This is a genomic window from Rahnella variigena, from assembly GCF_003610915.1.
Classification (GTDB): Bacteria; Pseudomonadota; Gammaproteobacteria; order Enterobacterales; family Enterobacteriaceae; genus Rahnella; species Rahnella variigena.
In genome coordinates, this window is record NZ_NSDJ01000001.1 from 1,607,599 (window position 1) to 1,630,863 (window position 23,265).

At 54.6% G+C, this 23,265-nt stretch carries 22 protein-coding genes; 14 read left to right on the forward strand and 8 right to left on the reverse strand.

The window, feature by feature from the left end; translation table 11 throughout:
• Window positions 1–195 precede the first annotated feature (195 nt).
• The 3 genes from fhuC to fhuB are packed head-to-tail and all read left to right on the forward strand — an operon-like array spanning window position 196 to window position 3,897.
• Window positions 196–1,008, forward strand: coding sequence for a Fe3+-hydroxamate ABC transporter ATP-binding protein FhuC (gene fhuC / locus CKQ54_RS07365; RefSeq protein WP_112287815.1), 813 nt, complete (start codon window positions 196–198; stop codon window positions 1,006–1,008).
• Window position 1,009: 1 nt separating this feature from the next.
• Window positions 1,010–1,912 carry a Fe(3+)-hydroxamate ABC transporter substrate-binding protein FhuD gene (fhuD, locus tag CKQ54_RS07370; protein WP_120161122.1) on the forward strand — a complete coding sequence of 301 codons (903 nt, stop codon included), beginning with the start codon at window positions 1,010–1,012 and terminating at the stop codon, window positions 1,910–1,912.
• Window positions 1,909–3,897: a Fe(3+)-hydroxamate ABC transporter permease FhuB gene (gene fhuB, locus CKQ54_RS07375; RefSeq protein WP_120161120.1), complete on the forward strand. Its 1,989-nt coding sequence runs from the start codon at window positions 1,909–1,911 to the stop codon at window positions 3,895–3,897. Before fhuD ends, fhuB begins: the two co-directional genes overlap by 4 nt.
• Before the next feature lie 67 nt (window positions 3,898–3,964).
• On the opposite strand, the gene hemL is transcribed toward fhuB, so the two are convergent.
• Both hemL and CKQ54_RS25480 read right to left on the reverse strand, forming a co-directional pair.
• Window positions 3,965–5,245: a glutamate-1-semialdehyde 2,1-aminomutase gene (gene hemL, locus CKQ54_RS07380; RefSeq protein WP_113876393.1), complete on the reverse strand. Its 1,281-nt coding sequence runs from the start codon at window positions 5,243–5,245 to the stop codon at window positions 3,965–3,967.
• Window positions 5,245–5,391, reverse strand: a complete 147-nt coding sequence (locus CKQ54_RS25480) for a hypothetical protein (RefSeq protein WP_157960968.1) — start codon at window positions 5,389–5,391, stop codon at window positions 5,245–5,247. Before CKQ54_RS25480 ends, hemL begins: the two co-directional genes overlap by 1 nt.
• Before the next feature lie 38 nt (window positions 5,392–5,429).
• Here CKQ54_RS25480 and clcA point away from each other — a divergent pair, with 38 nt between their 5' ends.
• Window positions 5,430–6,893 (forward strand): H(+)/Cl(-) exchange transporter ClcA, encoded by a 1,464-nt coding sequence (gene clcA, locus CKQ54_RS07385; protein ID WP_120161119.1) that lies wholly within the window; start codon window positions 5,430–5,432, stop codon window positions 6,891–6,893.
• Between the two features lie 103 nt (window positions 6,894–6,996).
• Entirely contained in the window at window positions 6,997–7,341 is a 345-nt protein-coding gene (erpA, locus tag CKQ54_RS07390; RefSeq protein WP_147243261.1) for an iron-sulfur cluster insertion protein ErpA, read from the forward strand.
• A gap of 125 nt (window positions 7,342–7,466) precedes the next feature.
• Here the strand turns inward: erpA and CKQ54_RS07395 are convergent, their stop codons facing one another.
• The 3 genes from CKQ54_RS07395 to mtnN all read right to left on the reverse strand — a co-directional run bounded on the left by CKQ54_RS07395 (window position 7,467) and on the right by mtnN (window position 9,554).
• A complete protein-coding gene (locus CKQ54_RS07395; protein ID WP_113876394.1) occupies window positions 7,467–7,712 on the reverse strand; it encodes a hypothetical protein in 246 nt (81 codons plus the stop codon).
• Between the two features lie 325 nt (window positions 7,713–8,037).
• Window positions 8,038–8,850 (reverse strand): vitamin B12 ABC transporter substrate-binding protein BtuF, encoded by an 813-nt coding sequence (gene btuF, locus CKQ54_RS07400; protein ID WP_120161160.1) that lies wholly within the window; start codon window positions 8,848–8,850, stop codon window positions 8,038–8,040.
• The gene (mtnN, locus tag CKQ54_RS07405; protein WP_120161117.1) at window positions 8,850–9,554 is read right to left on the reverse strand and encodes a 5'-methylthioadenosine/S-adenosylhomocysteine nucleosidase; all 705 of its coding nucleotides are present in this window, start codon (window positions 9,552–9,554) and stop codon (window positions 8,850–8,852) included. Before mtnN ends, btuF begins: the two co-directional genes overlap by 1 nt.
• A gap of 170 nt (window positions 9,555–9,724) precedes the next feature.
• On the opposite strand from mtnN, the gene dgt reads away from it, so the two are divergent.
• The 6 genes from dgt (at window position 9,725) to gudD (ending at window position 18,573) form a co-directional block, all read left to right on the forward strand.
• Window positions 9,725–11,239: a dGTPase gene (gene dgt / locus CKQ54_RS07410; protein ID WP_120161115.1), complete on the forward strand. Its 1,515-nt coding sequence runs from the start codon at window positions 9,725–9,727 to the stop codon at window positions 11,237–11,239.
• A 208-nt stretch (window positions 11,240–11,447) separates the two neighbouring features.
• Entirely contained in the window at window positions 11,448–12,899 is a 1,452-nt protein-coding gene (degP, locus tag CKQ54_RS07415; protein WP_120161113.1) for a serine endoprotease DegP, read from the forward strand.
• A 221-nt stretch (window positions 12,900–13,120) separates the two neighbouring features.
• Window positions 13,121–14,281 (forward strand): CdaR family transcriptional regulator, encoded by a 1,161-nt coding sequence (locus CKQ54_RS07420; protein ID WP_112287823.1) that lies wholly within the window; start codon window positions 13,121–13,123, stop codon window positions 14,279–14,281.
• 226 nt (window positions 14,282–14,507) lie between these two features.
• The gene (locus CKQ54_RS07425) at window positions 14,508–15,851 is read left to right on the forward strand and encodes an MFS transporter (protein WP_120161111.1); all 1,344 of its coding nucleotides are present in this window, start codon (window positions 14,508–14,510) and stop codon (window positions 15,849–15,851) included.
• A gap of 13 nt (window positions 15,852–15,864) precedes the next feature.
• Window positions 15,865–17,205, forward strand: coding sequence for an enolase C-terminal domain-like protein (locus CKQ54_RS07430; RefSeq protein ID WP_208644584.1), 1,341 nt, complete (start codon window positions 15,865–15,867; stop codon window positions 17,203–17,205).
• Between the two features lie 30 nt (window positions 17,206–17,235).
• Window positions 17,236–18,573 carry a glucarate dehydratase gene (gene gudD / locus CKQ54_RS07435; protein ID WP_112287826.1) on the forward strand — a complete coding sequence of 446 codons (1,338 nt, stop codon included), beginning with the start codon at window positions 17,236–17,238 and terminating at the stop codon, window positions 18,571–18,573.
• Between the two features lie 60 nt (window positions 18,574–18,633).
• On the opposite strand, the gene CKQ54_RS07440 is transcribed toward gudD, so the two are convergent.
• From CKQ54_RS07440 to CKQ54_RS07450, 3 genes are all read right to left on the reverse strand, one after another.
• On the reverse strand, window positions 18,634–19,452 hold the full coding sequence (locus CKQ54_RS07440; protein ID WP_120161107.1) for a shikimate 5-dehydrogenase: 819 nt from the start codon (window positions 19,450–19,452) through the stop codon (window positions 18,634–18,636).
• A 110-nt stretch (window positions 19,453–19,562) separates the two neighbouring features.
• The gene (locus CKQ54_RS07445) at window positions 19,563–20,081 is read right to left on the reverse strand and encodes a P-loop nucleotide/nucleoside kinase family protein (protein WP_120161106.1); all 519 of its coding nucleotides are present in this window, start codon (window positions 20,079–20,081) and stop codon (window positions 19,563–19,565) included.
• Between the two features lie 32 nt (window positions 20,082–20,113).
• Window positions 20,114–20,914 (reverse strand): isocitrate lyase/PEP mutase family protein, encoded by an 801-nt coding sequence (locus CKQ54_RS07450; protein ID WP_120161104.1) that lies wholly within the window; start codon window positions 20,912–20,914, stop codon window positions 20,114–20,116.
• Window positions 20,915–21,006: 92 nt separating this feature from the next.
• On the opposite strand from CKQ54_RS07450, the gene CKQ54_RS07455 reads away from it, so the two are divergent.
• The 3 genes from CKQ54_RS07455 to CKQ54_RS07465 all read left to right on the forward strand — a co-directional run bounded on the left by CKQ54_RS07455 (window position 21,007) and on the right by CKQ54_RS07465 (window position 23,221).
• A complete protein-coding gene (locus CKQ54_RS07455; protein WP_120161102.1) occupies window positions 21,007–21,927 on the forward strand; it encodes a LysR family transcriptional regulator in 921 nt (306 codons plus the stop codon).
• 52 nt (window positions 21,928–21,979) lie between these two features.
• A complete protein-coding gene (alkB, locus tag CKQ54_RS07460) occupies window positions 21,980–22,633 on the forward strand; it encodes a DNA oxidative demethylase AlkB (RefSeq protein ID WP_120161100.1) in 654 nt (217 codons plus the stop codon).
• Between the two features lie 108 nt (window positions 22,634–22,741).
• Entirely contained in the window at window positions 22,742–23,221 is a 480-nt protein-coding gene (locus CKQ54_RS07465; protein ID WP_113878123.1) for a cold shock domain-containing protein, read from the forward strand.
• Window positions 23,222–23,265 lie beyond the last annotated feature (44 nt).

Genomic DNA, 23,265 nt, shown 5'->3' on the forward strand with positions numbered 1-23,265 from the left:
ATTCAGGCCGCAGATGCGTTGACGGCGTTCGTTCACCCCGGTCACTTAGCTGACTAAGCTCCCGGGGATTCGCGAACTTGTCGCCTTCCTGCAAACTGAATTATTCAGGGTATCGTAGCAGTGACGTAGTCAAATCCGGGCACGCTGGTCGTGCCCGTTTCCTGTTCTCAACCAGATGTCGACGTAGAAAATCTTATGCCTGATAACAACGTACATCCGTCTTCCCCGCTGCCAGACAGCGTCTTTCGTCTGCAGGATGTGAGTTTTGCCGTCCCGGGCCGCACGCTTCTTGCGCCACTGTCGCTGACTTTCCCGCAAGGAAAAGTGTGCGGGCTGATTGGTCACAATGGCTCAGGGAAGTCGACGTTGTTAAAAATGCTGGGACGTCATCAGGCGGCGACATCCGGAACGATTTACCTCAATGAAACGCCGCTGGCGCAGTGGGACAGCAAAGCTTTTGCGCGGCAGGTCGCATATTTGCCGCAGCAACTTCCGGCGGCAGAAGGCATGACCGTGCAGGAGCTGGTGGCGATTGGCCGCTATCCGTGGCACGGCGCGCTCGGGCGTTTCAAACATCACGATAAAGAAAAAGTCGAAGAAGCGATTTCGCTGGTGGGGCTGAAGCCCTTTGCACATCGTCTGGTCGACAGCCTGTCCGGCGGCGAACGTCAGCGCGCGTGGCTGGCGATGATGGTGGCGCAGGACAGCCGCTGCCTGCTGCTCGACGAACCGACTTCGGCGCTCGATATCGCCCATCAGAAAGACGTTCTGGCGTTGATCCAGCGCCTGAGCCGTGAAAAGGGCCTCACCGTGATTGCGGTACTGCATGACCTGAATATGGCAGCCCGCTATTGTGACCAGCTGATGGCGCTGCGTGGCGGCGAGATGATCGCTCAGGGTGAACCTGAAGAAATGATGCGCGGTGACGTGCTCGAACAAATCTATGGCATTCCGATGGGCATTTTGCCGCATCCTGCGGGTGGCGCACCGGTGAGCTTTGTATACTGATATGTCTGATATTTCTCACTTTTCCGGAATAACGCGCCGTCGTATTTTGCAGATGATGGCGCTTTCCCCGTTGCTGACATCTTTGCCCGCGCTTTCTGCGTCCCGCCCCGATCTCAGCCGCATTATTGCGCTCGAATGGCTTCCCGCTGAACTTCTGATTGCACTCGGCGTGATGCCGCTGGCGATTGCGGATATTCGTAATTACAACATCTGGGTAGCCGAACCGCCGCTGGCGCCGGGCGTGATTGACGTCGGTCAGCGCACCGAGCCGAATATGGAACTTATCCAGCAACTGAAACCGTCACTGGTGTTGCTGACGCAGGGTTACGGCCCGGCGACCGCTCAGCTGGAAACCATCGCGCCGGTGCTGAGTGTCAAAGCCAATGACGGCTCTGCGAAGCCATTAGATCTGGCGATCCGTTCGCTGCACAAACTGGCGGATACGCTCGGTTTGCAAGATCGTGCAGAACAGCATTTGCAGCGGTATCAGGACACTTTAGCCAGAACCCGCGAACAGCTGAAGCCGGTAGCACAGCAGCCGTTGTTGCTGATCACGTTCATCGATCCGCGCCATGTTCTGGTCTTCGGACAAGGCAGTATGCTGCATGAAGTGATGAACGATGTCGGGCTCACCAACGCCTGGCAGGGCGAGGGCAGTTTCTGGGGCAGTGTTTCCGTCGGAGTGGAAAGGCTGGCGGCGATCAAAAATGCCCGCGTGTTGTGCTTTGATCACGACAGCGCTGACATCATGAAAGCCGTCGAAAAAACGCCGCTGTGGAAATCCATGCCGTTCGTTCGTGCGAACCAGTTCACCGTCATCCCTGCCGTCTGGTACTACGGCGCAACGTTCAGCGCGATGCACTTCTGCAATATTTTAACCAACACGCTGAGGAAACCGGTATGAACCGCCGTTCGCTCAGCGTTTCGCTGACTCTTCTGATTATTCTGGCACTGGCTGCGGGCGCGCTCAGTATTTACAACCTGCATCAGCAATTGCCTTACGCGCAATGGCGCGGCGCACTGTGGCAGCCGGACATCGACAACGTGCAGCAGATGCTTTTCCATTACAGCTCACTGCCACGCATCGCCGTGGCATTGCTCGCGGGAGCGGGGCTCGGGCTGGTCGGTTTACTGTTCCAGCAGGTGTTGCGTAATCCTCTGGCTGAACCTGCGACGCTGGGCGTTTCGGCGGGCGCGCAACTCGGCCTGACGGTTGCCACGTTGTGGGCGCTGCCGGGTGGAATGATCACCCAGCAGTTTGCTGCCATGATCGGCGCGGTGGTGATTGGTGCGCTGGTGTTCGGTATCGCCTGGGGCAAACGCATGTCGCCGGTCACGCTGATCCTGGCGGGGCTGGTGCTCGGTTTGTATTGCGGTGCGGTCAACGGCCTGATCGGTATCTTCAATTATCAGAGCCTGCAAAGCCTGTACATGTGGAGCAGTGGTTCACTGACGCAGCAGGACTGGGATGTCGCCATTTTCCTGTTGCCGCGTGTGATCATTGTCTGGTTGCTGGCGTTTTTGTTGCAGCGTCCGATGACGCTGCTGGGGCTGGACGACGGCGTGGCCAAAAACCTCGGCCTCGGGCTTTCTGCGGCACGTCTGGCGGTGCTGACGCTGGCCATCCTGATGAGTGCGCAGCTGGTGAATGCGGTCGGTATCGTCGGCTTTATCGGTCTGTTCGCCCCGCTTCTGGCGAAGATGCTCGGTGCGCGACGTTTACCTTCACGTCTGATTATGGCGCCGCTGATCGGGGCCTTATTGCTGTGGTTCACCGATCAGGTGATGCAGTACATCACCACGTTCTGGATGGAAATTCCGACCGGTGCCGCGACCGCGCTGGTCGGCGCGCCGTTGCTGCTGTGGCTGTTGCCGCGTCTTCGCAACAGCATGACGCCACCGCCGATGGATCAGGGCGATAACGTGCCGGCTGAACGTCATCATCTGGTGCGCTGGGTCGCGCTGGCGCTGGCGGTGCTGTTTATCGGGCTGGTTATCGCGCTGATGGCCGGACGTAATGCGACTGGCTGGAGCTGGTCAACAGGCGCGGATTTACAGGCGCTGCTGCCGTGGCGTTTACCCCGCGTGATGGCGGCGCTGGCGGCGGGCATCATGCTGGCGTCTTCCGGGGTGCTGATCCAGAAACTCACCGGTAACGCGATGGCGAGCCCGGAAGTGCTGGGAATAAGCTCGGGTGCGGCGACCGGCGTGGTGGTCATGATGTTTATCGTGCCGGGTGATGCCTTTGCCTGGCTGTTACCGGCGGGGAGTCTCGGTGCGGCGCTGACGTTGCTGGTGATTATGATGGCATCGGGTCTGCGCAGTTTTTCTGCCGAACGTATGTTGCTGACCGGTATCGCGCTGAGTACCGCATTCACCACGCTGATGTCACTGCTGCTGGCGAGCGGTGATCCGCGTATGGGCGGTTTGCTGACCTGGCTTTCCGGTTCCACTTATTCTGTGTCCGCTGAAGCGGCATGGCGGACGCTCATTCTGGCTGCGGTGCTGATGGTGATTGTGCCGTTCTGTCGTCGCTGGATTAATATTTTGCCACTGGGCAGCGTGACGGCGAAATCAGTCGGCGTTGCACTGACACCAACGCGTATGGCGATTTTATTGCTGGCGGCGGTGATGACGGCTGCCGCGACGCTGACCATCGGGCCGCTGAGCTTTGTCGGTCTGATGGCACCGCATATGGCGCGTATGATGGGCTTTCGTCGTGCGGTTCCGCAGTGGATGGTCGCCAGCATTCTCGGCGGTTTACTGATGGTATTTGCCGACTGGTGCGGCCGGATGATTATCTTCCCGAACCAGATCCCGGCCGGTTTGCTCGCGACATTTATCGGCGCGCCATACTTTATTTATCTGCTGAGAAAGCAGGCGAAATAGAAGTTTCAGCTTAATACCTCACGCCAATCCTCCCCTTCGCAGGGGAGGTAACCGACTTCACCAGATCTTAAAGCTTAGCGAAACAACGGCGTGCGGCGTCGATGGTGCGCTGAATGTCTTCCTGAGTATGAGCGAGAGACATAAAGCCAGCCTCAAACGCGGAAGGTGCCAGGTAAACGCCTTCTTCCAGCATCAGATGGAAAAACTTCTTAAAGCGCTCAACGTCGCACTTCATCACATCCTGATAGCAGGTCACGGTTTCGGCATCAGTGAAGAACAGACCGAACATTCCGCCGACGTGGTTCACCACGAACGGAATATTTTCTTCCTGCGCTGCATCCAGCAAACCTTCCGCCAGTTGTGTGGTGCGCTCAGTCAGGGTCTGATGCACGCCCGGTTGTGCGACTTGCGTCAGACAGGCGATACCCGCTGCCATGGCAATCGGGTTGCCGGAAAGCGTTCCTGCCTGATAGACAGGGCCGGTCGGTGCCAGTGCTTCCATCACGTCACGACGGCCACCAAATGCGCCCACCGGCATACCGCCGCCGATGATTTTGCCCAGACAGGTCAGGTCAGGCATCACATCGTAATACTCCTGAGCGCCGCCCAGCGCGACGCGGAAACCGGTCATCACTTCGTCGATAATCAGCAGTGCGCCAAACTCGTCACAAATCTTGCGCAGGCCCGGCAGGAATTCCGGCAAAGGCGGCACACAATTCATGTTGCCCGCGACCGGCTCAACGATGATGCAGGCGATGTCGTCAGGGAATTGTTCGAACGCGGCACGCACTGAATCCAGATCGTTATAGGTACAGGTCAGGGTGTGTTTGGCGAAATCAGCCGGAACGCCCGGAGAGTTTGGCTGGCCAAGAGTCAGCGCGCCGGAGCCAGCTTTCACCAGCAGGCAGTCGGCGTGGCCATGATAGCAGCCTTCGAATTTGACGATTTTATCGCGATGGGTGAAGCCGCGCGCCAGACGAATCGCGCTCATGGTGGCTTCGGTGCCGGAGTTGACCATGCGCACCATGTCCATGCTTGGCACCAGACCGGTGACCAGTTCGGCCATTTTGACTTCCATTTCGGTCGGCGCGCCAAAGCTCAGGCCACGTTCTGCTGCTTCAATCACCGCGCTGCGGATTTCGGCATTGTTATGACCAAGCACCATCGGGCCCCACGAACCGACATAGTCGATATACGCTTTGCCATCGGCATCAAACAGGAAAGCGCCGTCAGCGCGTGCGATGAATAATGGCACGCCGCCAACGCCGGAGAAGGCACGTACCGGCGAGTTAACACCGCCCGGGATTAGCGCTTGCGCCTGCGTGAACAGACTTTCTGACTTACTCATTATTCAACTCCTGAAATTGCTGGGTTCTGGGTAAAGAAATTTTGTTGCGCCCATTCTAGTGAACTGAGCGGCGTTATAAAACCGTAAACCGTGCTGCATTTTGTTGCTGATCCTGTCAGGGAGCCAATTTGTATGATTAAATTCATTCATCTTCCATAACCATTTCTGTATTTTTCTTTCCGTGATGAATGAATCTGAGACTGAGAATGTAGCGGGCGCGCACGTGCGCGGACCGCGTAAACGCAGCGAAGCGCTGCGCCTTTTACTCCGCCGTGACAAAACTCCGGTCACGATTTTGATCATGGCCGCACTGGTGGGCACGGTTGCTGGTCTGCTGGGCGTTGCTTTTGAAAAAACCGTGAATCTGGTGATGGCGTTGCGTCTTTCGAGCGTTGGGATGTTCAGTGATTACTGGATCCTGCTCTGGCCGCTGACCTTTGTTATCTCGGCGGTCATGGCGATGTTCGGTTATTACCTGGTGCGCAAATTCGCGCCGGAAGCGGGCGGTTCGGGGATCCCGGAAATCGAAGGCGCGCTGGAAGAGTTGCGCCCTGTTCGCTGGTGGCGGGTGATCCCGGTGAAATTTTTTGGCGGTCTGGGTACGCTCGGCGCGGGAATGGTGCTGGGCAGGGAAGGGCCGACCGTGCAGATGGGTGCCAATGTCGGGAAAATGATGTTCGATATTTTCCGTCTGCGCAGCGCAGAAGCACGCCACTCACTGCTGGCGACCGGTGCGGCGGCCGGGCTTTCTGCGGCCTTTAACGCACCGCTGGCAGGCATTTTGTTCATCCTCGAAGAGATGCGCCTGCAATTTCGTTACAGCCTGATATCGATAAAAGCGGTGTTTATCGGTGTGATCATGTCGAGCATCGTTTTCAGGATTTTCAACGGCGACGGCGCAGTGATCGAAGTGGGCAGGCTGGCCAACGCACCGCTGAATACGCTTTGGTTGTATCTGGTATTGGGGATGGTTTTTGGCGTGGTCGGCGTGATGTTTAACGCCCTGATTTTCCGCACGCAGGACATGTTTGCCCGTGTTCATGGCGGTAATCTGCGAAATATCCTGGTGATTGGCGGGATGCTGGGTGGATTTTGTGGCCTGCTCGGGCTGGTTCATCAGGAAGTCACCGGCGGCGGTTTTGCGCTGATCCCGCTGGCGGCGGCAGGAAAATACAGCCTGATGATGCTGCTGGTGATCTTTCTTGTTCGCGTGGTGACAACGCTTTTGTGCTTTGCTTCCGGCGCACCAGGCGGGATTTTCGCCCCGATGCTGGCGCTCGGCACGCTGCTGGGCACGGCATTTGGTACCGCCGCGCTGACGTGGTTCCCGCAGTACGGTATCCAGCCCGCGACGTTTGCGATAGCCGGAATGGGGGCGCTGTTTGCCGCCAGTGTCCGTGCGCCGCTCACCGGTATTGTGCTGGTTCTTGAAATGACCGATAACTATCAGCTTATTTTACCGATGATCATTACCTGCCTTGGTGCGACCCTGTTGGCGCAGTTTTTAGGCGGTAAACCCTTGTATTCCGCGATCCTGACCCGCACCTTGCAGAGGCAGGAACGTGAAAATGCAGAGAAAGCGCAGGCAGAACCCGACGCCGAAGGCACCAATAAGCAGGACAGCGCAGCAAAAAATGCCCATACTTGAACCATACTTTCAGGTATTAGATAATGAGTACATTATTCAGACAGTCAATCCGGCGGCCTGAACAAATGCGGATTGGGAGTGAGAGATTATGAGCGAAGCATTGATGAATGACACAGCCGCGTTGCCGTTACAGTTTACTGAGGCCGCGGCACGTAAGGTACAGAACCTTATTTCGGATGAAGAAAATCCAAACCTGAAGCTGCGTGTTTATATCACCGGTGGCGGTTGCAGCGGATTCCAGTACGGCTTTACCTTCGACGATAAAATTAACGACGGCGACATGACTATCGAGAAAGCCGGTGTGGCGCTGGTGGTTGACCCGATGAGCCTGCAATATCTGGTCGGCGGTTCAGTGGATTACACAGAAGGTCTGGAAGGTTCACGTTTCGTTGTGACCAACCCTAATGCTAAGACGACCTGTGGGTGCGGCTCTTCATTTAGTATTTAACTACCCTTCAAGCTCGAATGATCCAGGGTAAGAATCGTATAAATTGAAAGCCCGTTTGCTGATGCAGACGGGCTTTTTTAATGGTCAGCCGCGGGCTTTCAGGTAAGTAAGCATTCACCAAGGGGTTACCATTCAACGGTCACCAGCTTTGAATCCGTGCTGATCCCCGGTACGGCGGTGAGCATCATTTCGCTGATATGCGGTTGCATCATTGTCCGGCTGGCGCAGGTGACGGACGTGCCGCTGTGCGCAGCATCAATTTTACAGCTGGGTAAAATGGTCAGGCTGATATGAATCTCGCCACTTGTCATGCCAGCGACAGCAACCAGCGGGCTCAAAGCGAGCAACGCACTGAGTAATAAAGCTTTCATTAAATTTCTTTCCTGCTGGTGTAATAAAAATTCAGCCCAGGCTGAAAAAGTTATCGGTAAAGTTTTCGAAGCCTTTAATCCGGATTTCTTATGTTCCGGATGGAAATCACGCTTTTCTCTGACGTTTCTTTTTACTCACACGCCAGACTTTTTATATTTCGTCGTATAACAACGTTGTATAACAAAGAGATAATAATAAAGCGGGGAACGGTATTGCAGCGAAGATTTTACGCCGGACATGTTACCAGATGACAGCACTGAATTATTGATTTTGGTTAATAAAGGAACAATTCAGAAAAGTGCGACACTTAATGTTAGTAAGCATTTACCTTTCAGGCAGGGCGGCCAGTTGCGGACAAAGCTGTTGTGCCGCCAGCAAAATTCGTGGTCCGGCACGGCTGAACCAGTCTGCATCCAGCGCAATGACCTGCGCTTTAAGCAGCGAATGCCAGTAATCTTCAATGACCTGTTTTTGCGACTTTCCGCCAGAAATAACAATAACCTGTGGCTGACGGGTTAAAACCTGTTCCCGGCTGATCTGAGGCCAGGGAACGCGGCTGTCGGCAAATATGTTTTTTGCTCCGCAGACATCCAGCACTTCGCTTTGCATCGTGGCGGCAGAAGCCGTAAACAAGGGTTGCGTGCCGAACTGTATGAACGCCGGAACCGGTGTTTGCCGGTGATACTTCTGCTTAAGTGCCTGCCATTGCTGGCGAAACGTTTCTGCGGCGTTCTGCGCGGTGGCAGGAGAAGGGCTGTACGAGGCGAGTTGTTCCAGCGCCTGTGCCACCTGATCCGCATTTTGCGGGTCAAGATAGAGCACTTTGATGCCAAGAGACGTCAGCTGATCCAGCGGACGCTGAGGATTTCCGCCGCGCCAGGCGAGCACCAGATCGGGTTTAAGCGTCAGAATACGTTCGACGTTGATCCCCTGCCAGTTCGCCACCTGTTCCAGCTTGCTGGCCTGCGGCGGATAATCGGAGTAAGCACTAACTCCGACTAACTGACCACCGAGACCCGCCGCGTACGCCAGTTCTGTCAGATTGGGCGCCAGACTGACCACCCGTTGCGCCGGTGCCGCTGTGGCCGTCAGAGGCAGCCACAGGCAGCAGAGTGCCAGACAAAACCCGCGAACAATCACTCTTCTGACGCTGCCAGCGCTTTCAGCATCGCATCAACCATCAGGGTAGATTGCTGTGCTGCAACGACCAGGAACTCTTCAAAGCTCAGGTGCGATTCACCGTCTGCCACGTCAGAAATGGCGCGAACGACCACGAACGGCGTGTCAAACAGATGGCACACGTGACCGACGGCTGCCGCTTCCATTTCCACTGCCGCGACCTGCGGGAAAGTGGCGCGGATACGAGCCAGAGGCGCAGCACCATTAATGAATGCGTCGCCGCTGCACACCAGACCGCGGACGGCGTTTAAATTCAGTTCACGGATGCAGTTTTCTGCCAGCGTAATCAGTTCCGGATCCGCAGTGAAAGCCGCAGGGCAACCGGCCATCTGGCCTGGTTCATAACCAAACGCGGTGACGTCAGCATCGTGATAACGCACTTCATCAGATACCACGATATCGCCCACTTTCAGCGTTTTCGCCAGCCCACCCGCGGAACCGGTGTTGATCACCACATCAGGACGGCAATGTTCCAGCAACAGCGTGGTGCCCATCGCCGCAGACACTTTACCGATGCCAGATTTCAGCAGCGCCACGTCTACGCCGTGCAGCTGACCGGTATAGATTTCGCAGCCCGCGCGTTCGATAGTCTGACGATTGATGATTTTGTCGCGCAGCAGGGTGACTTCCTGCTCCATTGCACCGATGATGCCTACTTTCATATAAATACTCGCAGATGTGGTTGGAATAAGCCGCAGCTTGTGCGGAATTGACGGTTTAATCACGAAAACAATGGCCGATAGTCTATCATGGCTAATGACAAGAGATAATGCGTTTGGGATGCTGTCCTGGTGTCGGTTTGACGCGCGAGTGGCTGAAAAGGTGGGAAATCATGTCCGGGATCGATTTTAAAGCGAAATTCAATTTTCAGCGTCCTTTCAGCGCCCCGATTGAGGCGCGTGATGTGTACGACGTGGTTCGCCAGTTTGAAAGCGATCGCGGGCGTATTATCAACTCCGCCGCCATCCGCCGTTTGCAGCAAAAAACGCAGGTTTTTCCGCTGGAGAAAAACGCCGCCGTCCGCAGCCGTCTGACCCATTCCCTTGAAGTTCAGCAGGTTGGCCGTCATATCGCCAAAGAAGTGCTCCATCGTCTGCGCCGTCAGGGGAAACTCGAGGCATATGGCCTTGACGATGTCACCGATCCATTCGAAAGCGTGGTCGAAATGGCCTGCCTGATGCACGATATCGGCAATCCCCCGTTCGGACATTTTGGTGAATCGGCTATTAATAACTGGTTTGCCAAAAGGATGGATACTGACAGTTGTGGCGAAACGCCGCAGGAAACAGATTCCTGTATGGTGGCCTGTTTACGCCTGACGTCCGGGGACGTTGAACTCAATCAGTTGCGCAGCAAAATCCGCTACGATCTGTCTAATTTTGAAGGCAACGCGCAGGCCATCCGGCTGGTATTTACCCTGCTGAAACTCAATCTGACCTACAGCCAGACCGCCTGCATTTTGAAATATACCCGTCCGGCGTATTCGATGGCTAAACTGCCTTCCCATGATTACCTGATGAAAAAACCGGGTTTTTATCTGGCGGAAGAGCCGTTTATTAAAGAGTTGCGCAGCGAACTGAGTCTGGGTGAGTTCAACCGTTTTCCGCTCACCTACATTATGGAAGCGGCGGATGATATTTCTTACTGTATTGCGGATCTCGAAGATGCGGTCGAAAAAAACATTTTTAGCGTCGATCAGCTCTATCATTATCTGTATCGCGAATGGGGCGAGATTGAGAAAAACGACTTCTTCGATAAAGTGGTTCGTACCGCTTACGAGAAAATGGATAAAGCCAAAACCTTCCGTAATCCGGTCGATTACTTCTTTATGGAATTGCGTGTTCAGACTGTCAAACAACTTGTCCCGCACGCGGCACGCCGCTTCATTGATAATATAGAAGATATTTATCAGGGCACGTTTAATCATGCCCTGCTCGAAGATGACAGTCAGGCTAATCGTTTGTTAGAGATTTATAAAAGCGTGGCTTTCAAACAGGTTTTCAATCATCACGAAGTAGAAGAACTGGAATTGCAGGGCTACCGGGTGATCAGCGGATTACTGGATATTTACAGCCCGTTGCTGGACATGCCGCTTTCGGATTTTTCGCAGCTGGTTCAGGAAGATACACACAGGAAATATCCTATAGAAACCCGTCTTCTGCATAAGATCTCTGCCAAGCATCGTCTGGCTTACAACAATGCCGTGACGGCGCTGGAAGGATTACCGGTCGCAAACCATGCGGCGCAGGAGTTTTATTACCGGGCGAGAATGATTCAGGATTATATCAGCGGAATGACTGACCTTTATGCGTATGATGAATACAGAAGACTCATGGCGGCTGAGTAATTTGTTTTTAAAAAGACAAGTTGAACTCTCTTTAATTTTCTTTACGGAACTGTCTGAAAAAACGCCATTTGTAAATACTGACAATAATTTTTTACCATTGTCAGATCGACCCTGATGAACTTCACGCTATTAATACCATCTCAGTATCACGACTACCAAGCAAAGCGACTATTTTGGTTGCCACAATAATTTTAAGAGATCCTGAAAAATGAAAAAATCGAGTTTATTCCTCAGCGCATTAGCGTTAAGTATCGGTATGGCAATGGCCCCGGTTTCTTCTGCACTGGCTGCTGAAACAGCGTCTTCGTCCGCCAGCTCTACACAGCTGCCAAGTCTGGCGCCAATGCTGGAAAAAGTGATGCCATCCGTGGTGAGCGTGAACGTGGAAGGCAGTGCGTCGGTAAAAACACCGCGCATGGGCCAGCAGTTCCAGCAGTTCTTTGGTCAGAACTCGCCGCTGTGCCAGGACGGTTCTCCGTTCCAGGGTTCACCGGTTTGTCAGGGCGGCGGTCAGGGACCAGATGGTCAGCCAGCACCTGAGCAGAAAGAAGATTTCCGCGCGCTGGGTTCCGGCGTCATCATTGATGCCGATAAAGGTTATGTGGTTACCAACAATCATGTAGTTGATAACGCGACAAAAATCAGCGTTCAGCTGAACGATGGCCGTAAATTCGACGCGAAAGTGATCGGTAAAGATCCGCGTTCAGACATCGCGGTTATCCAGCTGCAAAACGCGAAAAACCTGACAGCCATTAAAATGGCCGATTCCGAGCAACTGCGCGTCGGTGATTACACCGTGGCTATCGGTAACCCGTATGGTCTGGGCGAAACCGTGACTTCCGGTATCGTTTCTGCACTGGGACGTTCCGGCCTGAATATTGAAAACTACGAAAACTTCATCCAGACGGATGCGGCGATCAACCGCGGTAACTCCGGCGGTGCGCTGGTGAACCTGAACGGTGAACTGATTGGTCTGAATACAGCGATCCTGGCTCCGGACGGCGGCAACATCGGTATCGGTTTTGCGATCCCAAGTAACATGGTGAAAAACCTGTCCAAACAGATGATTGAGTTCGGTCAGGTGAAACGTGGCGAACTGGGCATCATGGGTACCGAGCTGAACTCTGAACTGGCGAAAGCCATGAAAGTCGACGCACAGCGCGGCGCATTCATCAGCCAGGTCATGCCGAAATCTGCGGCAGAGAAAGCGGGCATCAAAGCCGGTGACGTGATCCTGAGCATGAACGGCAAGCCAATCAGCAGCTTCGCCTCGTTCCGTGCTGACATCGGCACCATGCCAATTGGTACCAAAGTCACGCTGGGTCTGCTGCGCGAAGGCAAACCGATGAACGTGGATGTCACCATTGAACAAAGCACGCAGACGCCTAAAGTCGAATCCGGCAATATTTATACCGGCATCGAAGGCGCTGAACTCAGCAACGGTTCAGCAGGTGATCAGAAAGGTGTGAAAGTCGATGAAGTGAAAGCCGGTTCTACCGCAGCACGCATTGGCCTGAAAAAAGGCGACGTGATCTTGGGTGTGAACCAGCAGAAAGTCACCAATCTGGGTGAACTGCGTAAAATTCTCGATACCAAACCAAACGTTCTGGCGCTGGACATTCAGCGTGGTGACACCTCGATTTACCTGCTGGCACAGTAATTCGTCAGCACGGCTTTTGGGTAAGGCACGCTCCGGCGTGCCTTTTTTTATGCCCGTATTTTATGCCAATGTTTTATGCCAGTTGGGCATTTGCTTAAAAATGTGACTTTCGCCGCAACTTCAACAGGTGCTTCTGCTCTTTGGGCATTTGCATAATGTATGGCAGCAACGCGCTGGGTATGCTCTCTGAACAAAAAACAATAAGCCAAGGCAGGGGATCCATGTCGGCGTATCATCTCGATGCAAAGCTGGCGCAACAGATTGTTGCCCGCACCATGCAAATTATTGATAGTAATGTGAATGTCATGGATGGCCGCGGAAGAATAATCGGCAGTGGCGACGATCAGCGTCTTGGTGAATTGCACGAAGGCGCATTGCTGGCAATTTCACAGGAACGTATTGTCGATATTGATGAAGGCGTCGCCAGGCATTTGCACGGTGTGCGTCCGGGGATCAACCTGCCGTTGCGTATTGACGGGCAGATCGTCGGCGTGATCGGCCTGACCGGTAATCCTTCCCAGCTACGGCAATATGGCGAACTGGTGTGTATGACCGCCGAAATGATGCTTGAGCAGGCGCGTTTGCTGCACATGCTGGCGCAGGACAGCCGTCTGCGCGAAGAACTGGTGCTCAATCTTATCCGCGTGGATGAACTTTCTCCGGCGCTGATGGAATGGGCGCAGCGTCTGGGCATTGACCTGAACCGTCCGCGTGTGGCGGCCGTGGTCGAAGTTGACAGCGGACAGCTCGGCGTCGATTCCGCCATGGCCGAGCTGCAACAGCTGCAAACATTGCTCACCACGCCGGAGCGCGACAACCTGATCGCTATTGTCTCCCTCACCGAAATGGTGGTGCTGAAACCGGCGCTGAACAGCTACGATCGCTGGGATGCGGACGGACACCGCCAGCGTATCGATCACCTGCTTTCCCGCATGACGGAAACCGGCCGCCTGCGAGTGCGTATTTCGCTGGGTAACTTTTTCACCGGTCCCGGCAGCATTGCCCGTTCCTACCGGACCGCGCGCACCACCATGACCGTCGGCAAGCAGCGGATGCCCGAACAGCGCTGTTACTTCTATCAGGATTTGATCCTGCCCGTACTGCTCGACAGTCTGCGCGGTGGCTGGCAGGCCGACGAGCTGGTTCGTCCGCTGGCGCGGCTGAAAGCAACGGACGGCAACGGTTTACTGCGCCGCACGCTGACATCCTGGTTCCATAATAATGTGCAGCCGACCGCCACCTCAAAAGCGTTATATATCCATCGCAATACGCTGGAATATCGCCTTAACCGTATCTCGGAATTAACCGGTCTGGATCTGGGTAATTTCGACGATCGTTTATTGCTGTATGTCGCGTTGCAATTAGATAACGATCAGTTGTGACAGCCATCACAGCTGTTTCATTTTTTGTGAAACAACTCGCACCGCGCTGGGCATTTGCCTCAGGATAAATGCAAAGCGCGGTTCAAGCCTGTTGTATTGCCCAATGAGTAAAAGGAATGTTGTTCATATACTGGCTGCGTTCCTTCCTCTCTGAACCCTACAGTTCTGTGACTGGAATGACTTTTATCTCTGTTTAGAGGCGTTGTCATTAATTCCGGAGAACACCATGGAAACTACCGTTTCAGCAGCCAGTGCCGTCAAAAAAAGAACTAACGCGCGCTACTGGATAGTGGTGATGTTATTTATTGTCACCTCATTTAATTATGGCGACCGTGCCACGTTATCCATTGCCGGTTCGGCGATGGCCAAAGATATCGGGCTGGATTCTGTCGGGATGGGCTATATTTTCTCGGCATTTTCATGGGCCTATGTTATCGGACAAATACCCGGCGGCTGGTTGCTGGATAAATTCGGCTCCAAAAAAGTTTATTTCTACAGTATTTTTATCTGGTCCCTGTTTACCCTGCTGCAGGGCTTCGTCGATATATTCAGCGGCTTCGGCATTGTAGTTTCTCTCTTCGCATTACGCTTTCTGGTCGGGCTGGCAGAAGCACCTTCTTTCCCCGGCAACAGCCGGATTGTCGCCGCGTGGTTCCCGGCTCAGGAACGCGGAACCGCCGTCTCCATTTTTAACTCTGCGCAGTATTTTGCGACCGTGATTTTCGCCCCGATCATGGGCTGGCTGACCCACGAAGTGGGCTGGTCACACGTCTTCTTCTTCATGGGCGGACTCGGGATCATCCTGAGTTTCATCTGGCTGAAAGTGATCCACGATCCGAAAGATCATCCGGGTGTGAATCAGGCCGAGCTTGATTACATGGAAGCCGGTGGCGCGCTGATCAATATGGATCAGAAGACCACCAGGAAAGCGGCTGTTAAAGGGGAAAAAGCCTTCCAGCTTAAGCAATTACTGAAATCCCGCATGATGATTGGCATCTACATCGGCCAGTATTGCATCAATGCGCTGACCTACTTTTTCATCACCTGGTTCCCGGTGTATCTGGTACAGGCGCGCGGCATGTCGATCCTCAAAGCGGGCATGGTGGCCTCGGTGCCTGCGATTTGCGGATTCCTCGGCGGCGTACTGGGCGGGATCATTTCTGACTGGCTGATGCGCAGAACCAACAACCTTACGCTGTCCCGCAAAGCGCCGATCGTGGTCGGCATGCTGCTGTCGATGTCGATGATCTTCTGCAACTACGTCGATACCGAATGGATGGTAGTCGGCATTATGGCCTTCGCCTTCTTCGGCAAAGGGCTGGGCGCATTGGGCTGGGCTGTGATGGCCGACACCGCACCGAAAGAGATCAGCGGGCTGAGCGGCGGCTTGTTCAACATGTTCGGTAACGTCTCCGGCATCATCACCCCGATTGCCATCGGCTACATTATCGGCAGCACAGGGTCATTCAACGGTGCGCTGATTTATGTCGGGATCCACGCGTTGCTGGCGGTTGTCAGCTATGTGTTTATCGTCGGAAAAATCGAACGTATTCAGTTACGTGCCTTCTGAGTCAAAGGAAACCATGATGAATACACAATCCTCACCGGTTATCACTGACATGCAGGTTATTCCGGTGGCAGGCCACGACAGTATGCTGATGAATATTGGCGGCGCGCACGGCGCTTACTTCACCCGCAACATCGTGATCCTCAAAGACAGCGCCGGGAATACCGGCGTGGGCGAAGCGCCGGGCGGAGAAGTCATTTACAACACGCTGGTGGAAGCCATTCCTCAGGTGAAAGGCCAGGAAGTGGCGCGCATGAACCGGCTGGTGCATCAGATCCATGTCGGCAATCAGTCGTCGGATTTTGATTCCTTTGGCAAAGGCGCGTGGACCTTTGAACTGCGGGTTAACGCGGTCGCCGCACTGGAAGCTGCGTTGCTGGATCTGATGGGCAAATTCCTCGGAGTGCCGGTGTGTGAACTGCTCGGGCCGGGCAAACAGCGCGATGAAGTGACGGTGCTCGGTTACCTGTTCTACATCGGTGACCGGAACAAAACCAATCTGGCGTATCAGGAAGGCGCGCGAGGCGTTCACGACTGGTATCACCTGCGCCATCAGGAAGCGATGAACAGCGAGGCCGTGGTACGACTGGCGGAAGCCGCGCAGGACCGCTACGGTTTTAAAGATTTCAAACTCAAAGGCGGTGTGCTGCCGGGCGAGCAGGAGATCGACGCGGTTAAAGCGCTGGCAAAACGTTTCCCGGATGCACGAATTACCGTCGACCCGAACGGAGCGTGGCTGCTGGATGAAGCGATTGACCTGTGCAAAGACCTGCACGGGATCCTCAGTTATGCCGAAGATCCGTGCGGTGCAGAACAGGGTTTTTCAGGCCGCGAAGTGATGGCTGAATTCCGTCGTGCGACAGGCTTGCCCGTCGCGACCAACATGATCGCCACCAACTGGCGTGAGATGCAGCACGCGGTGATGTTGCAGTCGGTGGATATTCCGCTGGCGGATCCGCATTTCTGGACTATGCACGGCGCGGTGCGCGTGGCGCAACTTTGTGACGAATGGGGTCTGACGTGGGGCTGTCATTCGAATAATCATTTCGATATTTCGCTGGCGATGTTTACCCATGTTGGCGCGGCCGTACCGGGCAAACCGACGGCCATTGATACGCACTGGATCTGGCAGGAAGGCAATCAGCGCCTGACCAAAGAGCCGCTGCAAATTGTGAACGGAAAAATCAAAGTACCTGAAAAGCCGGGACTGGGTGTGGAGATCGACATGGATCAGATCCGTCGCGCGCATGAACTGCATAACAAACTGCCGTCCGGGGCGCGCAATGATGCCATTGCGATGCAGTACCTGATCCCCGGCTGGACATTCGATCGTAAGCGCCCGGCAATGGGCCGCTGATTACGGAATCTGAATCAATAAGGAGTGAGTATGAGTGCTTCATCTACACCAAAAATTGTTTCCATGCAGGTGATCCCGGTTGCCGGACACGACAGCATGTTGCTCAATCTCAGCGGTGCGCACGCGCCATTTTTCACCCGTAATATTCTGATCCTCAAAGACAGCAGCGGCAATACCGGCGTCGGCGAAGTGCCGGGTGGCGAGAAGATCCGCCAGACGCTGGATGATTCGTCACTGCTGGTGATTGGCAAAACGCTGGGCGAATACAAGAATGTGATGACCGCTGTACGGGAGAAATTCGCCGATCGCGATGCGTCAGGTCGCGGATTACAGACGTTTGATTTGCGTACTACTATCCACGTAGTGACTGCTATTGAAGCCGCGATGCTGGACTTGCTCGGCAAGCACCTTGGCGTGACCGTCGCATCATTGCTGGGTGACGGACAGCAGCGCGATGAAGTCGAAATGCTCGGTTATCTGTTCTACGTTGGCGACCGCAATAAGACGTCGCTGGGCTATCAGAGCCAGCCGGGTGACAGTTGCGACTGGTACCGGTTGCGCCACGAAGAAGCGCTGACACCGGCGGCGGTGGTACGTCTGGCCGAAGCCGCGTATGAGAAATACGGCTTTAATGATTTCAAACTCAAAGGCGGTGTGCTGGCGGGCAGCGAAGAAGCTGAAGCCGTGACAGCGCTGGCGCAGCGATTCCCGCAGGCGCGCATCACGCTTGATCCCAACGGGGCCTGGTCGCTGAATGAAGCCATTGCGCTGGGTAAACAACTGCGCGGCGTGCTGGCCTATGCGGAAGATCCGTGCGGGGCAGAGCAGGGATTCTCCGGGCGTGAAGTGATGGCGGAGTTCCGTCAGGCGACCGGTTTGCCGACAGCCACCAATATGATCGCAACGGACTGGCGTCAGATGGGGCATACCATTCAGCTGAAATCGGTGGATATCCCGCTGGCGGATCCGCATTTCTGGACCATGCAGGGTTCCGTGCGTGTGGCGCAGATGTGCCACGAATGGGGCCTGACCTGGGGCTCGCACTCCAATAACCACTTTGATATCTCGCTGGCAATGTTCACGCAGGTTGCGGCTGCGGCACCGGGTAAAATCACGGCTATCGACACGCACTGGATCTGGCAGGAAGGCAATCAGCGCCTGACCAAAGAACCGTTGCAGATCAAAGGCGGTAAAGTACGCGTGCCGGAACAGCCGGGGCTGGGCGTTGAGCTGGATATGGATCAGGTGATGAAAGCGCACGAGCTTTACAAAGGTATGGGTCTCGGCGCGCGCGACGATGCGCAGGGCATGCAGTTCCTGGTGCCGGACTGGAAGTTTGATCCAAAAAGGCCGTGTCTGGTGCGTTAAACTTTATGCACCTGTAAAAAAGCCTCTCATATGAGAGGCTTTTTACGTTCTGACCGGAAATCAGCCCCGTGCGTGCGCCGCTGCCTTTTCAATCAGCTCATCAGACGGGCGTTTGCCGGTGTACAGCACAAACTGCTCGACGGCTTGTAATGTCGCCACTTCTGCACCGGTAATCACTGTTTTATCGTGCTCGCGACCGTAGCGAATCAGCGGTGTTTCTGCCGGCAGTGCGACGACGTCAAAAACAATGCTGGCGCGGTCAATCACTGCCGGCTCAAAGGCCAGCGAATCCACTTCCGGCCCGCCGGCCATTCCGATTGGCGTGACGTTCACCACCATATCCACCGGCAAATCACCCACTTCGGCTTTCCATTCATAGCCATATTCTTCTGCCAGCGCACGACCATTGGCTTCGTTGCGCGCAATGATATAGCCCTTTTTGAATCCGGCATCACGGATGGCGGCGACTACCGCTTTACCCATACCGCCGCTGCCGCGCAGGGCAAAAACGGCGTCGCGTGGTACCTGATAGCTGTCGAGCAATTTGGCGACCGCAATATAGTCGGTGTTGTATGCGCGCAGGAAGCCGTCGTCATTGACGATGGTATTCACGGACTGAATGGCGGTGGCGGAAGGATCCAGTTCATCGAGGAAAGGGATGCAGGCTTCCTTGAACGGCATCGACACGGCACAGCCACGAATGCCCAGTGCGCGGACGCCTTTCACCGCAGCTTCGATATCTTTGGTAGAGAAAGCTTTGTAGACAAAATTCAGGTCTGACGCCTGATAGAGGTAATTATGAAAACGCGTGCCGAAATTTCCCGGACGACCGGAAAGGGACATACACAACTGCGTGTCTTTATTGATTTCCCGACTCATTTCGTTCTCCTTTCAGATATTCTTTATGACCTTGCGGCCTGTCAGAGCACCTTAGCTGAAACGATACGCCCCGACAATAATCCTGTTCCGGGACGGTCAGAGGTGGAAGCTTAATCGTGTCTGATCACGTGAAAACCTTCTTCCGGTTCCGGTGCGACAAAGTGACGGGATATCAGCTCAAACTGCTCATCGGTGACGCTAAACTGATGTGTTCCGGCCTGATTGCGCGCCCGCAGCCGGGCTTTACACACTTCTTCCGGTACGTTCAGATAATGCAGCTGATGGTCTGCGCCCGATCCCGTGATAAGACTCATCATCCACTGACGGTTCGCCACCGTATTAGCCGGAAAATCCAGCACGACCGAGACACCGGCCCTGAGCAGTGAAATCACATGCGGGGCAATGGCTTGTCTGAGTCTGGCCGAGCAGCGGACATAATCCGCCACAGAGAGCATCTCATCCTGATAAAGATGAGTAAGCCACTGGTCTTCATTAAGCACTACGGTGCAAGGCGCGCTGGCCAGATGTTGGGACAGGGTGGATTTTCCCGAGGCTATTTTCCCGCATAGAATATGCAGAACTGCCGGGCGCGGTTGCGTGACATTGTCGGGGCTGGCTGTGGAATTCATTTATCTCTCCGGTTCAGGCGTTATCTGAGTCATTAAAACATCGCATTAATTTCTGAATATGGCGCGGATTTTTCCAGCATAGGCGTCATTTCGTCGTGTTGCAGGAACCCGCTGACTAACTGCGCGTTGTGCGCCCATAACGTTTGCGGCAACCAGGAACCGGCGCTCAGGCGGCGTACGCCAATGCCTGCAAGCTCGCTGACCGGCGGCAGTCCCGGCCAGACCGCCACATTGAGCAGCAGATCCGTGCTGCCAGCAATGGCGCGTATTTCTTCTGCCTCCGCCAGCCCGATGACAAAAATGCCGTCGGCTCCGGCGTCGCGGTAAGCCTGAGCCCGCGTGATGACCTCCGCTGCTTTTTCGCCAGCAGGAACCAAATTGCGTGCGTAAACGTCGGTGCGCACATTGATATAAAGATCTACACCGCAGCGGGCGCTGGCGGTTCTGATGGCTTCAATTTTCCGGCACAACACATGCGGATCGCCTGCGCCGTCCTCAATATTGATACCCACCACGCCCGTATCCATAAATCGTGAGACGGTTAGCGCCACCGTCGCCGGAATATCGCTGTAACCGCCTTCGATATCCGCAGACAGCGGCACTGAAATCACCCGAGAAATCGATGCCGCGCGTGCGACATATTCCTCAACGGGCAACAGGTTGCCATCTCGATAGCCCAGTGACCAGGCGACGCCCGCGCTGGTGGTGGCAATGGCTGTCGCCCCCAGACTTTCAATCAGGCGCGCGCTGCCTGCGTCCCAGGCATTGGGTAATTTCAGCGGAGTTTGTTGCAGATGCAGTTCACGAAATAAGGTGGCAGATGGCGTTTTCATGGAAGGGTTCCTCAAAAAAGAATCATTCTAATCATGCTTAATTTTCCTGATAATAGCCGGAAATAACATTCATTCATTCGCTGAGAGCAATAATGAACACGCCGTCCCTGCATCTGGTACAAACCTTTGTCGCGGTGGTTGAACATCATAGTTTTGTCCGTGCCGCCAGCGCGCTGGGCATTACTCCTTCTTCTGTCAGTCGTTTTATTAAAATGCTGGAACAGGAACTGAGCACCACGCTGCTGAACCGCACCACGCGGGCGATGTCGCTGACGGAAACCGGCAAACGCTATTACGCCGAATGCCATCAGGCGCTGTTGCAGCTCAATAATGCTGCCGGAATGGTGCGTGATGAACAGACGCTGCCTTATGGCGTGCTGGTCGTGAGCGCGCCGGTGGCGTTCGGTCATACCCATATCGTGCCTTATCTGAGCGAGTTTCTGGCGACCTGTCCACAGGTGCAGCTGGATCTGCGTCTGACCGATGACTACGTTGATCTGGTGTCAGAAGGCATCATGCTGGCGTTCCGGATTGGTCGCCTGAAGGATTCTTCTCTGATTGCACACAAGATGCTGGATAACCGGCGGATCCTGGTGGCGGCTCCGGCTTATCTGAAAAAACGCGGCACGCCGTTGAGCGCGGAAGATCTCCACGAGCATGAGTGTATTGTCTCTTCCGCCAGTCAGGATGGTGTGCTCTGGCGGCTATTTTTGAATGCTGAAGGATCGAATGCCAGAGAGTCGAATGGAGAAGAGCGAATACTGGCGCCAAAAGGATCGGTCAAAGTGGATAACGCCGATGCCGCGCGTCGGCTGTGTATTGATGGTCAAGGCATCGCGTTTCATTCCGCGGTCACCATGGCGGCGGCGATTGCCGCAGGGGATTTAGTGCAGGTATTGCCGCAATGGACAGGGCGGGAAACCGGTGTTTATTGTGTGCGACCCAACCGGCGTACCGGTCCGGCGGCGAAGGCGCTGCTCGACTTTTTGGCCGCGCGCTGGCAGCGTCAATGACTGTCTGGCCACATCCGTTATACTTAACCGATACGCATGAACGGAGGCGCTTATGAATTTGGATCTTTTCGATCACCCGGATTTTCACCCGAACTGGCGTGAAGACTTGTGTCCCGGCGCAGTGGTTCTGCGCGGTGCTGCGCTGGAAGACGATGTCGCGTTGCTGGCGGAAATCGATCGTATTGCCGGGCTGGTACCTTTTCAGTATCGCGCGACGCCCGGCGGTTATGCGATGTCGGTAGCGATGACCAACTGCGGGGATGTCGGCTGGGTGACAGATAAAGCCGGATACCGTTATCAGGCGACGTCGCCGGAAAACCATCAGCATTGGCCGCCGATGCCGGAACTGTTTCGACAGATTGCGGTGAAAGCGGCAGAACAGGCGGGATTCCCCGGATTTGAGCCGGACGCCTGTCTCATCAACCGTTATCAGCCGGGCGCTAAAATGAGCCTGCATCAGGACAAAGACGAGCACGATTTCGGCCAGCCGATTGTTTCTGTCTCGCTGGGTTTACCGGCTGTTTTTCAGTTTGGCGGCATGGAGCGCAGCGATAAAACACAGCGCGTGCAGTTAACGCATGGCGATATTGTGGTGTGGGGCGGCCCGTCGCGGCTGCGTTATCATGGCGTGTTGCCGCTGAAAGCGGGCGAGCATCCGCTGACCGGATCCTACCGATTTAATCTGACGTTCCGAAAAGCGATATAAACTGAGGGTATCGGGCAGTAAAGCACAGGACTTTATCCTCATTCTGCTTTACACTGCCGCCCTGCAAAAACTGACATGTTGAATAGATAATTACTTAGGCGGTAAGCGATGAACGGCGTAATCACAACCTGGTTTGAAGATAAAGGTTTCGGTTTTATCAAAGATGAAAACGGCGATAACCGTTATTTCCACGTGATTAAAGTTGCAAACCCTGAGCTGATTAAAAAAGATGCTGTAGTCACTTTCGAGCCGACTACCAATAACAAAGGCCTTTCCGCCTTTGCGGTGAAAGTCGAGCCGGAGAGCAAATACATCTTTATCGCCGGTGAGCGCATCAAAATCACCAGCATCAAGTCCTTCCTGGCGTTTAACGAAGAAGTACCGGCAGAGTCGAAGATCGACAAAGAAAACGCCGTGCTGTCCGTGGGCCTGCTGATGAACCGTATCCGCCCGCAGGAAGAAGAGAAGAAAGCGGAAACACGCACCATGAAAAAGCTGCTGATCACCACCTTCCAGAACAGCACTTATGTGTTTACGGAAGATGAAATTGATGTGGATGCCACCGTCAAAACGCTGAAAGCACTTTAAGATTTTCTTTTCCAAAACCGGTGCGCATTCGCAGCACCGGTTCT